The organism is Proteus faecis, from assembly GCF_030286765.1.
Taxonomy (GTDB): Bacteria; Pseudomonadota; Gammaproteobacteria; order Enterobacterales; family Enterobacteriaceae; genus Proteus; species Proteus faecis.
In genome coordinates this window covers 203958-218997 of sequence record NZ_JASVWV010000005.1, presented here as the reverse complement: position 1 = coordinate 218997, position 15040 = coordinate 203958, and the positions used below count along the sequence as shown (strand labels likewise).

13 protein-coding genes and 4 tRNA genes are annotated in these 15040 nt (G+C 39.6%); all 17 read left to right on the top strand.

Annotated features, from left to right (window positions below; all coding sequences use genetic code 11):
* The first annotated feature begins 192 nt into the window (after positions 1-192).
* The 17 genes from wecA to QSH13_RS09300 all read left to right on the top strand — a co-directional run bounded on the left by wecA (position 193) and on the right by QSH13_RS09300 (position 15002).
* Entirely contained in the window at positions 193-1281 is a 1089-nt protein-coding gene (gene wecA / locus QSH13_RS09380) for a UDP-N-acetylglucosamine--undecaprenyl-phosphate N-acetylglucosaminephosphotransferase (RefSeq protein ID WP_072064615.1), read from the top strand.
* A 24-nt stretch (positions 1282-1305) separates the two neighbouring features.
* Positions 1306-2370 carry an ECA polysaccharide chain length modulation protein gene (gene wzzE / locus QSH13_RS09375; protein WP_109396595.1) on the top strand — a complete coding sequence of 355 codons (1065 nt, stop codon included), beginning with the start codon at positions 1306-1308 and terminating at the stop codon, positions 2368-2370.
* 119 nt (positions 2371-2489) lie between these two features.
* Positions 2490-3620 carry a non-hydrolyzing UDP-N-acetylglucosamine 2-epimerase gene (gene wecB, locus QSH13_RS09370; RefSeq protein WP_109396596.1) on the top strand — a complete coding sequence of 377 codons (1131 nt, stop codon included), beginning with the start codon at positions 2490-2492 and terminating at the stop codon, positions 3618-3620.
* The gene (wecC, locus tag QSH13_RS09365; RefSeq protein ID WP_072064613.1) at positions 3617-4879 is read left to right on the top strand and encodes a UDP-N-acetyl-D-mannosamine dehydrogenase; all 1263 of its coding nucleotides are present in this window, start codon (positions 3617-3619) and stop codon (positions 4877-4879) included. The genes wecB and wecC overlap by 4 nt, the downstream gene beginning before the upstream one ends.
* Positions 4876-5943: a dTDP-glucose 4,6-dehydratase gene (rffG, locus tag QSH13_RS09360; RefSeq protein WP_109396800.1), complete on the top strand. Its 1068-nt coding sequence runs from the start codon at positions 4876-4878 to the stop codon at positions 5941-5943. The genes wecC and rffG overlap by 4 nt, the downstream gene beginning before the upstream one ends.
* Before the next feature lie 21 nt (positions 5944-5964).
* Positions 5965-6846: a glucose-1-phosphate thymidylyltransferase RfbA gene (gene rfbA, locus QSH13_RS09355; protein WP_075674228.1), complete on the top strand. Its 882-nt coding sequence runs from the start codon at positions 5965-5967 to the stop codon at positions 6844-6846.
* Positions 6824-7537 carry a dTDP-4-amino-4,6-dideoxy-D-galactose acyltransferase gene (rffC, locus tag QSH13_RS09350; protein WP_109396598.1) on the top strand — a complete coding sequence of 238 codons (714 nt, stop codon included), beginning with the start codon at positions 6824-6826 and terminating at the stop codon, positions 7535-7537. The genes rfbA and rffC overlap by 23 nt, the downstream gene beginning before the upstream one ends.
* Before the next feature lies 1 nt (position 7538).
* Positions 7539-8669, top strand: a complete 1131-nt coding sequence (gene rffA / locus QSH13_RS09345; protein WP_109396600.1) for a dTDP-4-amino-4,6-dideoxygalactose transaminase — start codon at positions 7539-7541, stop codon at positions 8667-8669.
* Between the two features lie 3 nt (positions 8670-8672).
* Complete coding sequence (gene wzxE / locus QSH13_RS09340) at positions 8673-9929, top strand: lipid III flippase WzxE (RefSeq protein WP_109396602.1); 1257 nt, start codon at positions 8673-8675, stop codon at positions 9927-9929.
* Complete coding sequence (locus QSH13_RS09335) at positions 9926-11011, top strand: TDP-N-acetylfucosamine:lipid II N-acetylfucosaminyltransferase (protein ID WP_196544820.1); 1086 nt, start codon at positions 9926-9928, stop codon at positions 11009-11011. Before wzxE ends, QSH13_RS09335 begins: the two co-directional genes overlap by 4 nt.
* Complete coding sequence (wzyE, locus tag QSH13_RS09330; RefSeq protein ID WP_286039071.1) at positions 11008-12375, top strand: ECA oligosaccharide polymerase; 1368 nt, start codon at positions 11008-11010, stop codon at positions 12373-12375. Before QSH13_RS09335 ends, wzyE begins: the two co-directional genes overlap by 4 nt.
* Positions 12375-13112, top strand: coding sequence for a lipopolysaccharide N-acetylmannosaminouronosyltransferase (wecG, locus tag QSH13_RS09325; protein WP_109396608.1), 738 nt, complete (start codon positions 12375-12377; stop codon positions 13110-13112). The genes wzyE and wecG overlap by 1 nt, the downstream gene beginning before the upstream one ends.
* Before the next feature lie 234 nt (positions 13113-13346).
* Positions 13347-13423, top strand: a tRNA-Arg gene (locus QSH13_RS09320).
* Positions 13424-13487: 64 nt separating this feature from the next.
* A tRNA-His gene (locus tag QSH13_RS09315) sits at positions 13488-13563 on the top strand.
* Positions 13564-13585: 22 nt separating this feature from the next.
* Positions 13586-13672: transfer RNA gene (locus QSH13_RS09310), tRNA-Leu, on the top strand.
* A 28-nt stretch (positions 13673-13700) separates the two neighbouring features.
* Positions 13701-13777 (top strand) — tRNA-Pro (locus tag QSH13_RS09305).
* Positions 13778-14684: 907 nt separating this feature from the next.
* On the top strand, positions 14685-15002 hold the full coding sequence (locus tag QSH13_RS09300) for a hypothetical protein (protein WP_109396610.1): 318 nt from the start codon (positions 14685-14687) through the stop codon (positions 15000-15002).
* The last annotated feature ends 38 nt before the right edge of the window (positions 15003-15040 follow it).

Genomic DNA, 15040 nt, shown 5'->3' with positions numbered 1-15040 from the left:
GTTGGTATATATATTGCATGTTTTGGTAATTGATAAAAATAGCGATGGCATCAATAAAAATAGTTAAGGAAAACTTATAATTGATGAGGGGTGGTGGGTTTTGAATAAACTCGTCGTGGTGAGGCTGGAAAAAGAATAAAAACACATGGAAGCGTAAAATAACCAGCTATATTTATTATAGAGAACCGTACTGTGGATATACTAAAAATGAGCACAAGCGTTTTTTATGTGTTCTTATTTTCTTTCGCATTTTTATTCTTGGCTCGTAAAATTGCAAAGAAAATTGGACTCGTAGATAAACCGAATTATCGTAAAAAACATCATGGATTGATCCCCCTAGTTGGCGGAATATCAGTCTATTTTGGTATTGTTTTCGCATTTTATATTTCAGATATCTATATTCCTCATAAGGAATTGTATCTGGCATGTGCGGGACTTCTTGTTTTTATCGGCGCATTAGATGATCGCTTCGATATAAGTGTCAAAATTAGAGCAACAATCCAAGCTTTTGTTGGGATCGTGATGATGGTGGGGGCGGGGTTAAAACTCGACACACTAGGTCATGCTTTTGGTCCTTGGGAAATGCATTTAGGGCCTTTCGGCTATATTGTTACACTTTTCGCGGTTTGGGCAGCAATCAATGCCTTTAATATGGTTGATGGTATTGATGGGTTATTAGGCGGTCTTTCTTGTGTCTCTTTTGGTGCACTTGGTATTTTATTATATCAAGGTGGCAACTCCGCTCTTGCATTCTGGTGCTTCTCATTTATCGCGGCAATTTTACCTTATATCTTTTTAAACTTAGGCGTTTGCGGTAAAAAATTCAAAGTCTTTATGGGCGATGCGGGAAGTACACTGATTGGATTTACTATTATTTGGTTATTGGTTGCATCCACACAAACTCAGCCTCGCCCAGTTAAAGCAGTAACTGCATTATGGATAATTGCTATCCCTCTTATGGATATGGTGGCAATTATGTACCGTCGTTTACGTAAAGGAATGAGTCCTTTCTCTCCAGACCGTCAACATATTCACCATTTGATTATGCGTGCAGGTTTTACCTCCCGCCAAGCTTTCATTCTGATTACATTGTCAGCCGCGTTATTAGCCGCGATTGGTATTATCGGTCAGAACCTATCATTTGTACCTGAATGGTTTATGTTGGCATTATTCTTGCTTGCATTTGTTATGTATGGTTATTGCATTAAACGCGCGTGGCGAGTCGCTCGTTTTATTAAACGACATAAGCGTCGCTTACGTAGAGCAACACAACAGCATTAATATAAGCAGAGGTTTTTTAACGTGATGAACTCGGAAAATAACGCCTCCCGACAGGGTGATCAGCCAGATAATGAACTCGATATTCGAGGTCTTTTTTGTGCACTTTGGTCAGGAAAAAGCTGGATTATAGGGTTCGCTCTGCTTTTTGCCGTGATTGCACTGGGTGCATCTTATTTGATGCAACCCAAATGGAGTGCGATCGCAATGACAGAGAAACCAACGATTAATAACTTAGGCAGTTATTATTCGCAATCTCAATTCTTGCGCAATCTTGATACACAGATTAATCCAGCGGCACAAACCTCCGCTTTAACTATTTCAGATGAAGCTTATCAAGAGTTTATTACTCAGGTTGCTGCATTTGATACACGTCGTGAGTTTTGGTTGCAAACGGATTATTTTAAACAGCGCAAAGAGAGTGATGAACAGGCTAATGCTGCATTATTGGATGAGTTAATTAACAATATTCAATTTACGCCTGCCGATGAGAAAAAATTAGTTAATGATCAACTGAAACTTATCGCAGAAACATCAAAAGAAGCGAGCCAATTATTAAATGAGTATATTGCTTTTGCTAATAAAAGAGCATCTACCCATCTTAATGATGAAGTGATAACAGCTTGGTCGACTAGAACTCAATCAATGAAAGCGCTAGTTAAACGCCAAGAAATGGCAGCTCAATCTGCGTATCAACGCCAAATTAACTTATTAGAGCAATCAATCAAAGTGGCTGAGAAACAAGGTATTTCTCAAAAACAAACCTCGATTGCGATTGATGAGTTACCGGATTCTAAACTGTTTCTGTTAGGTGTACCTCTGTTGCAATCACAGCTAGAAACTTTAATCGCCACAGGTGCTGATTTTGATAGTGATTACGATCAAAATACGGCAATGTTAGCGACCCTTACTGTGGGCGCAAAATTACAAGACAACTTCCAAACTTACCGTTTTCTACGTACCCCTGAAGATCCTGTAAAACGAGATAGCCCTCGTCGTGCCTTTATGATGGTACTTTGGGGCGCTATTGGCGTTTTAGTGGGTGCAGGTGTTGCATTAGTAAGACGCAGTTCATTAAAAAATAATAATTAAATTTTGTCATTGATGACAATAACGAGACATCAGGTGTTTCGGCACCTGATGTTGTGAGAATAAGGGCATATTGCTTTCCCAAAAATAAGCAATATAACAATGAAAAAAAGAGAGCCACTGTGAAAGTGTTGACTGTTTTTGGCACACGCCCTGAAGCGATAAAAATGGCACCTTTAGTGCACGCTTTAGCAAATGATGATTCGTTTGAAGCGAAGGTATGTGTTACGGCCCAACATCGAGAAATGCTTGATCAGGTATTAAATCTTTTTGAGATCAAACCAGATTACGATCTCAATATTATGAAACCAGGACAAGATTTAACGGATATTACCTGTCGTATTTTAGAAGGGTTAAAACCAGTATTAGCGTCATTTCAACCTGATGTTGTTTTAGTACATGGTGATACAACAACGACTATGGCTGCAAGTTTAGCCGCATTTTATCAACGAATTCCAGTCGGACATGTGGAAGCTGGATTACGTACTGGCAATCTTTATTCCCCTTGGCCTGAAGAGGCAAACCGCACCATTGCAGGACATCTTGCAATGTATCATTTCGCACCAACAGAAACTGCAAAATTAAATTTGGTACGAGAAGCGGTCGCGGATAAAAATATTTTTGTCACAGGAAATACGGTAATAGATGCGTTGTTTTGGGTAAGTGATAGAGTGATGGGCAATCAAACACTCTTAAATGAGCTTGCTGTACACTATCCATTTATTCAGCCTGACAAGAAAATGATCTTGGTAACAGGACATCGTCGAGAAAGCTTTGGTGGTGGTTTTGAACGGATCTGCCAAGCTTTAGCTGAAATTGCATTAGCACACCCAGATGTAGAAGTTGTCTATCCTGTTCACTTAAACCCTAATGTGAGTGAACCTGTTCAACGTATCCTTCATGGTATTGATAATATTAAGCTAATACAACCACAAGACTACCTCCCATTTGTTTATTTAATGAACCATGCTTACCTTATTTTGACCGACTCTGGTGGAATTCAAGAAGAAGCTCCTTCATTAGGTAAGCCAGTTCTTGTGATGAGAGACACGACAGAGCGCCCAGAAGCAGTTGAAGCCGGCTCTGTTCGTTTAGTGGGAACAGATACTAAACGTATTGTTAGCGAAGTAACCTCTTTATTGACAGACGAAAACGCTTATCACCAAATGAGTAAGGCGACAAACCCTTATGGTGATGGTCATGCCTGCCAACGTATTCTTGAAGCATTGAAAAAAAATCAGGTGACATTATGAGTTTTGAAACTATTTCTGTTATCGGCCTCGGCTACATTGGTTTACCTACAGCGGCAGCTTTTGCCTCTCGTAAAAAAAGCGTCATCGGTGTTGATGTTAATCAGCATGCAGTTGATACGATTAATAAAGGTCAAATTCATATTGTTGAGCCTGATCTTGATAAAGTCGTTAAACAAGCGGTTGAAGAAGGTCATTTAAAAGCCTATACCACGCCACAGCCAGCAGATGCTTACCTTATTGCTGTACCTACACCATTTAAAGGTGAGCACGAGCCTGATTTGGCTTATGTTGAAGCAGCCGCACGCTCTATCGCACCTGTACTGAAAAAAGGTGATCTTATTATTTTAGAATCAACCTCACCTGTTGGTTCTACTGAAAAAATGGCAGAGTGGTTAGCGGAAGCTCGTCCAGACCTAACATTTCCTCATCAACAAGGTGAAGATGCGGATATTGATGTTGCTTACTGTCCTGAGCGTGTATTACCTGGTCAAGTAATGATTGAACTTATCCGCAATGACCGTGTTGTGGGTGGTATGAACCGTAAATCGTCAGAGCGTGCAAGCGAGCTATACAAGATTTTCCTTGAAGGTGAATGTGTTATCACTAATGCGCGTACCGCGGAAATGTGTAAGCTGACTGAAAATAGCTTCCGTGATGTGAATATTGCGTTTGCTAACGAATTATCCCTGATCTGCGCTGAGCAAGATATTAATGTGTGGGAGCTAATTAGCTTGGCGAATCGCCATCCTCGCGTCAATATTTTACAACCCGGCCCAGGCGTTGGTGGGCACTGTATCGCTGTTGACCCTTGGTTTATCGTGTCACAAAATCCAAAACAATCCCGTTTAATTCACACTGCGCGTTTAGTTAATGATGGCAAACCTGTATGGGTTATTGATCAAGTTAAAGCTGCTGTTGCAGATTGCCTGACAGAGACAGGTAAACGTGCAAACGAAATTAAGATTGCCTGCTTTGGCTTAGCTTTTAAGCCTAATATCGATGACTTACGTGAAAGTCCTGCAATGAATATCACTAAACAAATCGCTGATTGGCACAGTGGTACGACATTAGCAGTTGAGCCAAATATTCATGAGCTACCAACAAAACTGAAGGGGATCACAGAGTTAGTATCAACAGAACAAGCACTGAAAGACGCTGATATTGTCTTAATGCTCGTTGATCACCAACAATTTAAAGCGATCCCAGGTAGTAAAGTGACTCAAAAATGGATTGTAGATACTAAAGGAGTATGGCGTTGAAACGCATTTTAGTTACAGGTGGAGCCGGTTTTATCGGCTCTGCTGTTGTTCGACATATTATTGAAAATACCAATGACAGTGTTGTTGTGGTAGATAAACTGACTTATGCCGGCAATTTAGAGTCATTAGCAACTGTCGCTGACAGTGAACGCTATGCCTTTGAGCACGTCGATATCTGTGATAGAGCTGAGCTTGATCGCTTATTTGCTCAATATCAGCCAGACGTTGTTATGCACTTAGCGGCAGAAAGCCATGTTGACCGTTCTATCGATGGCCCTGCTGCGTTTATTGAAACCAATATTGTTGGTACTTACACCTTATTAGAAGCGGCTCGCCATTTTTGGCAAGTCTTGCCTGAAGGGAAGAAAGCGGCATTTCGTTTCCACCATATCTCAACAGATGAAGTGTATGGCGATTTAGAAGGTACAGATGATTTCTTCACTGAAACCACACCTTATGCGCCAAGTAGCCCATATTCTGCCTCTAAAGCGTCAAGTGACCATTTAGTTCGCGCTTGGTTACGCACTTACGGTTTACCAACCGTGATCACGAACTGCTCAAATAACTATGGTCCTTACCATTTCCCTGAAAAATTAATCCCATTAATTATCTTAAATGCAATTTCAGGAAAACCATTACCTGTTTATGGTAAAGGTGAACAGATCCGCGACTGGCTCTATGTTGAAGATCATGCTCGTGCTCTCTATTTAGTCGCAACAACAGCAACACCGGGTAAAACTTACAATATTGGTGGACACAATGAGCGTCGCAATATTGATGTTGTTAAAACGATTTGTGCACTATTAGAAGAGTTATATCCAGCAAAACCGGAAGGTGTTGATCAATATGTCGATCTCATCACTTATGTGAAAGACAGACCGGGTCATGACCTGCGCTATGCGATTGATGCAGCAAAAATTGAAGCAGAATTAGGCTGGAAACCAGAAGAGACATTTGAATCCGGCATTCGTAAAACAGTTTTGTGGTATTTAAATAACGAAACTTGGTGGAAACGTGTGTTAGATGGCTCTTATGCAGGTGAACGTCTAGGGCTTGGGAACTGATTAAGTAAAGAAGGATAAATGATGAAAGGTATTATTTTAGCGGGTGGCTCTGGTACACGACTGCATCCGATAACCAAAGGGGTATCGAAGCAGTTATTGCCTATCTATGATAAGCCCATGATCTATTATCCGCTTTCAGTTCTGATGCTTGCCGGTATTCGAGATATTTTGATCATCACAACACCAGATGATATGACTTCATTTCAGCGCTTATTGGGTGATGGTTCTGCATTTGGTGTTCATCTTCAATATAAAATTCAGCCATCTCCAGATGGCTTAGCCCAAGCCTTTATTTTGGGTGAGGAATTTATTGGTGATGATCATTGCTGTTTAGTTTTAGGCGATAATATCTATTTTGGTCAAGGATTTAGTCCAAAACTGAAACAAGTTGCACAACGTGAACGTGGTGCAACAGTTTTTGGTTATCAAGTGATGGATCCTGAACGATTTGGTGTTGTTGAATTTGACGATGATTTTAAAGTGTTATCTATCGAAGAAAAACCGGAACAACCTAAATCTAATTGGGCTGTGACGGGGCTTTATTTCTACGATAACCGAGTGGTTGATTTTGCCAAACGAGTTAAACCTTCGATTCGTGGTGAGTTAGAAATTACGTCGATTAATCAGATGTATCTTGAATGTGGTGAACTTAATGTTGAACTACTGGGTCGTGGTTTTGCGTGGTTAGATACCGGAACTCATGACAGTTTAATTGAAGCCAGTACCTTTGTTCAGACCGTTGAAAAACGCCAAGGATTTAAAGTGGCGTGCCTTGAAGAGATCGCTTGGCGCAACGGTTGGCTCAGTGATGACCAAGTAAGAGAAAGTGCAAAATCACTGTCTAAAACGGGTTATGGTCGCTATCTATTGGATTTATTGCATGTCCGTCCTCGCCAATATTAATTATCTTGAGTGGGAAAGTGAGTATTTCTCCCTCAAAACAGGACGCCTTGAGTTTGATGCCCAAGCGCCTGCGTTAACAGGCGAACGGCTTGACGCTTTTGCTGTGGTTCAAGCTAAAGTCGCATCTTATGAGCTTTCTCTCATCGATAAACTCAGTCAATTAGGTTTTCAATTTGCGGAAGGTGAAATTGATTTTAAACTTTCAATTGGCACAGAAAATGCTTGTAAGAAAGCGACAGAATATTGTTTTAGAAAAGCCAATGAAGATGATATCGATTTATTGATGGCAACGGCTACAGAAGCTTTTGTACAAAGTCGTTTTAGAGCACCTTGGTATCAAGAAGGTGATAGTAGTCGTTTTTATGCATTATGGGTTAAAAAAGCGGTATTAGGTACGTTCGATGATATCTGCTTATTAACTTATGATGTTGAAAATAATGTCAGTGGTTTTGTCACGTTACGCTATCTATCTGAAAATGAAGCAAGAGTGGGATTATTAGCAGTAATGCCCAACAGAATAGGACAAGGCATTGGTAAGCAACTGATGTCGGTCGCGAAGTTTTGGTGTCAACAACAAGGTATTTCCACCTTATATGTTGCAACACAGATCAGCAATATCGCAGCTTCGCGTTTATACATACACAGTGGTGGCTTAATCGAAAGTACCACTTATTGGTTATACAGGGGATAATATGATTCCGTTTAATAAACCACCGGTTGTCGGCACCGAATTAGAATACATGAAACAGGCTATGGAAAGTGGCAAGCTTTGTGGTGATGGCAATTTCACAAAGAAATGTGAAAAGTGGTTAGAAGAACAATTTCATTGTCATAAAACGCTGTTAACACCCTCTTGTACAGCATCGCTTGAAATGGCTGCCATCTTATTAGATATCAAGCCTGGCGATGAAGTCATCATGCCAAGTTTTACCTTTGTTTCGACCTCTAATGCGTTTGTATTACGTGGAGCAACGATTGTTTTTGTTGATATTCGTCCAGATACCATGAATATCGATGAAACAAAAATTGAAGCCGCCATTACAGATAAAACCCGTGCTATTGTTCCTGTTCATTATGCTGGTGTCGCCTGTGAAATGGATACCATTATGGCGATTGCGAAAAGACATAATCTGTTCGTGATTGAAGATGCGGCACAAGGTGTTATGTCAACTTACAAGGGTAAGGCTCTTGGGACAATTGGCCATATTGGTTGTTATAGTTTCCATGAAACTAAAAATTACTCATCAGGCGGTGAGGGTGGTGCAACGTTAATTAACGATCCTGATTTAATCAATCGTGCAGAAGTTATTCGTGAAAAAGGGACTAACCGTAGCCAATTTTTCCGTGGTCAGGTAGATAAATATACTTGGCGTGATATTGGTTCTAGCTACTTAATGTCAGATTTACAAGCAGCCTACCTGTGGGCTCAACTTGAAGAAGCTGAAAAAATTAATGAGCGTCGTTTAGCATTTTGGCAAATTTACTATGATGCATTAACGCCATTAGCAGAAAAAGGCTTATTGTCACTTCCAATCGTGCCTGAAGGATTAGAACACAATGCGCATATGTTCTATATCAAACTGAAAGATATTGAGCAACGTAGTGCGTTTAATGACTATATGAAAGAGCATGGTGTCTTAACAGTATTCCACTATGTGTCATTACACACCAGCCCAGCAGGTATGAAATTTGGTCGCTTTGATGGTGAAGATATTTTTACAACACAAGAAAGTGAGCGTTTAGTGCGTTTACCTATGTTCTACAATATGACAGAAGAAGAGCAGCAGACTGTTATTGGTCATATTCGCAACTTTTTTGCTTAAATTATGTCATTAGCCAAAGCATCAATTTGGACTGCCGGATCAACCCTGATAAAAATTGGGGCTGGTCTGCTTGTCGTTAAGTTACTTGCAGTCTCTTTTGGTCCAACAGGCGTTGGGTTAGCGGGTAACTTTCGTCAATTAATTACCGTACTAGGCGTCTTGTCTGGTGCGGGTATTTTTAATGGTGTGACGAAGTTAATCGCACAATATCAAGATGATGATATTCAACGTAAAAAAGTGTTGGGTACTTCATCATCCATGATTTTGCTATTTTCCACACTATTGGCTATTTTATTTCTTCTTTTTTCTGCCCCCATTAGCCAAGTGTTATTTGGTGATGATTATCATCAATATCAGGATATTGTAAGAGCCGTTGCTTTTATTCAAATGGGGATAGCATATAGCAACTATTTTCTTGCTATATTAAAAGGTTATCGTGACGCAGCAGGCAATGCCTTATCTGTAATTGCCGGTAGCATTATTGGTGTTGTTGCTTATTATTTGTGCTATTTATTTGCGGGGTATCACGGTGCATTAATTGGACTAGCATTAGTCCCAGCACTTATTTTATTTCCTGCTACATTTTTAGTAGTAAAACGTAAACGCTTCGCTTTACGCGAGCTCAAACCTCATTGGGATAAGGCGATAGCAAGTCATCTTGGTAAGTTTACCATTATGGCAATACTGACCTCGATTACATTACCCGTCGCTTATATCATGATGCGTAACTTACTTGCTGAGCACTATAGCTGGGAAGACGTAGGGATTTGGCAAGGGGTGACCAGTATTTCAGATGCTTATTTGCAGTTTATTACCGCATCGTTCTCAGTTTATTTACTGCCAACACTCTCCCGATTAACGCAAAAGAGTGATATTACCAAAGAGATTGTTAAGTCACTGAAGTTTGTATTACCTGTGGTAGCGGTTGCGAGTTTTATGGTGTGGTTATTACGTGATTTCGCAATTTGGTTACTGTTTTCAGATAAATTTGTCGCTATGCGTGATTTATTCGCATGGCAACTTGTCGGTGATGTTTTAAAAGTAGGCGCTTATGTCTTTGGTTATCTCATCATAGCAAAAGCGGCACTGCGTTTTTATATCCTTACAGAAGTAAGTCAATTTGCTTTATTAACGCTATTTTCGCGTTGGCTTATTCCTGAACATGGCGCACTGGGTGCGGCTCAAGCCTATATGGCAACGTATATTATTTACTTCCTTCTCTGTAGTTCCGTTTTCGTGATTTATTGCAGGCGCAAATGACAACTTTGATTTACGTACTAGGTTCAGACATTGTGCATCATAACAACACAATGTTACGGTTTTTTAACGACCACCTCGTGACTGAGGCGGGGTTAACTTATAAACCTCGTTTTATCGTTGCCAGTAGAAATACTTCACTGCAAGAAAGCTACCCAGCTTTAGATATTGAGTGTTTAGCTGATAAGCAGCAGGTTGCTCAGAGAGTGGTTACATTGGCAAAAGCTGATACCCACCAACGATTCCTTTTTTTAGGTCAGTTTAATGCGCCTATTTGGTTGGCATTATTGACAGGCAAAATTAAACGTCATCAATTTTGGTGGCACATTTGGGGTGCTGATTTATATCAGGATTCTAAACAGCTAAAATTTAGACTTTTCTATCTTCTTCGTAAACTTGCTCAAAAACGTGTGGGGCGAGTATTTGGTACACGAGGTGATTTAAATTATTTTGCGCAATTTAACGTTAACATCCCTGCCAGTTTACTCTATTTTCCAACAAGAATGGATCCTGCGCTTACGGTGACAGAAAAAGCGCCTATTGATGAAAAACAACTTACCATTATTGTGGGTAATTCAGGGGATAGATCGAATCGCCACATTGAAGCTTTGCAGGCAATTTCAGAGCAATATGGAACACGTGCAAAAGTGATTATTCCAATGGGATATCCTGAAAATAATCACGTTTATATTGATGAAGTAACCCAAGCCGCTAGCCAGTTGCTTCCATATAATCAGGTTGAAATATTACGTGATAAATTGGTATTTGATGATTATTTAGCATTATTGAAAACATGTGATTTAGGTTATTTTATTTTTCATCGACAACAAGGTATTGGCACACTTTGTCTGCTTATTCAATTTGCGATCCCTTTTGTTATTAGCCGTCAAAATCCATTTTGGCAGGACTTAACTGAGCAAAATATTCCGGTTTTTTTCTCGGGTGACAAATTAGATGTTGCACTAATTGAAGAGGCTAAACGTCAATTGCTGATGCTTGATCGTCAAAATATTGCCTTCTTTGCGCCTAATTTTACTGATGGCTGGAAAGAGTTAATTGAGATGAGTACAGGAGAGCCACAATGACGTTGGCGGAACTGGGTGGCTTAACACTTGTTTATTTTATCTCTTTAAGTTTTATTTTATTACTGACTTATCAAGAGTTTCGTCGAGTTCGCTTTAATTTTAATGTTTTTTTCTCAATGCTCTATCTGCTGACGTTTTATTTTGGCTTTCCACTGACTTGTATGTTGGTATTCCAATTTGATGTCGCAGTTGTACCGGTTGACTCATTATTATACGCGCTATTAGCTTCTACCAGCTTCTATGCCATTTATTATGTAACTTATAAGGTAAGACTGAGAAAATCGGTTGGCGGCCCTTCTAGGTCGTTATTTACGATGAATAGAGTAGAAACCAACCTCACTTGGATTTTATTGGCATTAATTGCATTTATCACCGTGGGTATTTTCTTTCTACAAAATGGCTTTTTACTCTTTAAACTTAAAACGTATAGTCAAATTTTTTCAAGCCAAGTGTCAGGTGTTGCGCTTAAGCGCTTTTTCTATTTCTTTATTCCCGCAATGCTGGTGGTTTATTTCTTAAAACCTACGCAACAACGCTGGATTTTTTTCCTTTGTGCAACAGTGGGTTTCGGAATATTAACTTATGTTATCGTGGGGGGAACCCGCGCTAATATCATCATCGCTTTTGCGCTGTTTCTGTTTATCGGTATTGTTCGTGGCTGGATAACGTTGTGGATGCTGGTTGCTGCTGGGGTTATGAGTATCGTTGGAATGTTCTGGTTGGCATTAAAACGCTATGGCCTTGATGTGAGTGGTGCCGAAGCATTCTATACTTTCTTGTACTTAACTCGCGATACGTTTTCTCCTTGGGAAAACCTTGCTTTGTTACTTGATAATTATGACAAGATTGAATTCCAAGGACTAGCACCGATAATTCGTGATTTTTATGTTTTTATCCCTTCTTGGGTATGGCCAGAACGCCCAGATGTTGTGCTGAACTCAGCAAATTACTTTACATGGGAAGTGCTGAATTATCATGCGGGTCTTGCTATTTCACCAACCTTAATTGGCTCATTGGTTGTAATGGGCGGTATTGTATTCATCCCATTAGGTGCAATTGTTGTTGGGCTGATAATTAAGTGGTTTGATTGGCTATATCAACAAGGGCTTAATGAGAGCAATCGTTATAAATCAGCTATTTTGCAAGCTTTCTGCTTTGGGGCTATTTTTAATATGATTGTTTTGGCACGAGAAGGTGTTGATTCTTTCGTTTCTCGCGTTGTATTTTTCTGTTTAATTTTTGGTTTATGTTTGGTGGTCGCTAAACTACTTTATTGGTTATTTGAAAGCGCGGGGTTAGTACGTAATTACGTAACTCGCCAAATACAAAGTGAACTTCGTTGTTTAGAGAAAAAGGAAAAGTAATGGGATCCAATTCAATTCCGAAGTATTCAATCCGCGGACATAATATCTGGGGATTTCGCGATATGGCTCATTTTCTGGATTATCTCTATGAAGGAGCACAAATAAAAGGTGGCTCTCTGATTGCCATTAATGCAGAAAAAATTCTTACAGCAGAAACAGATCCCGCACTCAATGAGCTACTCAATGAAGCGGATTATCTTTATGCCGATGGTATCAGCGTCGTGCGAGGTATTCGTCGTAAGTATCCTGATGCAAATGTTTCTCGTATTGCAGGCGCAGATTTATGGGAAGCATTAATGGAAAGGGCTGGCAAAGAGGGAACGCCGGTCTTTCTTGTCGGTGGTAAACCTGAAATTCTTTCGCAAACCGAAAATAAGCTTAAAGCAAAGTGGAATGTAAATATTGTGGGTAGCCAGAATGGTTATTTTACACCACAAGATAGAGAGGCGTTATTTGAACGTATAAAGGCCTCTGGTGCGAAGATAGTGACTATTGCCATGGGATCACCTAAGCAAGAGCTATTTATTCGTGCATGTCGTGAAATTTATCCTGATGCTTTATATATGGGCGTTGGCGGAACTTATGACGTATTTACAGGCCATGTTAAAAGAGCTCCGAAAGCATGGCAAAATCTTGGATTAGAGTGGTTATATCGATTGTTATCACAACCAAGTCGAATTAAGCGCCAATTTAAGCTATTAAAATTCGTTGGTTATTACTATTCCAATAAATTGTAACAGTCATCATGCCTTTTTATGCTTTTTTGTTAGATGGGCTGATTAAATGATTTATTTATGCTTTTATCTAGCATCTTGATTGTTTACTTATTATACTAACGGGGCGTTTAGCGTGTAAAAACGCTCCATTTATCGACGAAATGCACAAACTATCGTCAAACAAACTTTTTTTTTCAAAAAGCACTAGACAGACAGAGCGTAAATCCGTACTATCCTCTCCCGCAACGGCGTGAAGCGCCCGTAGCTCAGCTGGATAGAGCGCTGCCCTCCGGAGGCAGAGGTCTCAGGTTCGAATCCTGTCGGGCGCGCCATTAAAGCGTGCTAAGAGTTACGGTGAAGAACGTTGTTGTAAGAAGTAATAAGATAGCTGTTATGGTGGCTATAGCTCAGTTGGTAGAGCCCTGGATTGTGATTCCAGTTGTCGTGGGTTCGAGTCCCATTAGCCACCCCATCTTATCTTAATTATTGTTTATGCGAGGGTGGCGGAATTGGTAGACGCGCTAGCTTCAGGTGTTAGTGTCCTAACGGACGTGGGGGTTCAAGTCCCCCCCTTCGCACCAATAAACAAGATAAGAGCAGTGATACAGACGGCGAGTAGCGCAGCCTGGTAGCGCAACTGGTTTGGGACCAGTGGGTCGGAGGTTCGAATCCTCTCTCGCCGACCAATAAGAAAAAGCCTCGATTATGTCGAGGCTTTTTTGTATCTATGATTTACCTTTTTAAAACCCGCCATACTTTTTCTACATCTACATCTACATCTACAATTTGTTGCTCTTATTCATATTTTTTATTTCGTGTTATCTGTTCCAGATAAGAAAAACTAAATGGATGTTTTTAACAGAAATGTCGTCCTTGTCACTTAAGGGTTATTAATAATTTAATTTATTGCCGAATTTTAATCTTCAAAAAAAGATGAATTGAACACATAAAATGATAGATGATAATTATATGATATATAAGTCTTTTATTTTATTTGTCGGCAAATACCAACACTCGCCACTTTTGGTGTCTCCAATAGGAGACATTTAATATATTGATTTTATGGGGTTAAATATCGGGCGTGTTTTTCTTGTCGTGAAAAAGAGACGTATATCAGACCCTATATTTTCTTTTCTATTTAGCAATAGCGTGGTGGAAGCACAGGTCATCGCTTATTTATCATTGAAAATGAGTAGAGTCAGAAAGAAAAACCAAACTTCAATAAGTTAGCTTATCTTTTTTAAGGATAAAGGGGGTTTTTAATAAAAAATGGAAAATTGGCACGATAAATGCTTTATCTATATTGTAGATGCTCATTCCACTCCTTATGACAGCATATGACTTCATAAACCTAGGAATGATGCAGAGCCGATTATTCGGTGCCTACGTCCACGTTAACGATGAACACCATTCATCATCAACAGGACGAAACGTTGAGTGAGGCACCATCCGTCTGTAGACCTGATTGTATATTTATACGCCTGTATAGTTCTATACAGGCGTTTTTTTATATACCAACCACATATCCATTTTGTATTCACCGCATTAACACGCTATTATCCAGCGCAAGGGTAGATTGGAGATAGCATCAATATGATAAATAAGCAAAAAGCATATCTTGCACAAGAAAAACTCTTTCTTATAGAGAAATTTGGCCCATTATTGTTTTTTTTGATCCCTCTTATCATGCTCATTATAGGTGGCAAATCATGGGCTAAATATGTGGCTTTCCTTTGCCAAGGGATTGCACTGATTTATATCGTAGTGTTTTATCAAGCGAGAAAGCATTACTTGTCATTTAAGCAAGAAAATGAGAAGGGAATACCCTCTCGCTTTTATCGCATTGCTTGGGTGTATATGTTTTTGACTTTATGTGTAGAAATAGTGGTGTTATTTCAACATAGTTTTTAAATCAAATAAAAAAACCCTCAATAATAAAGAGGGTTTTT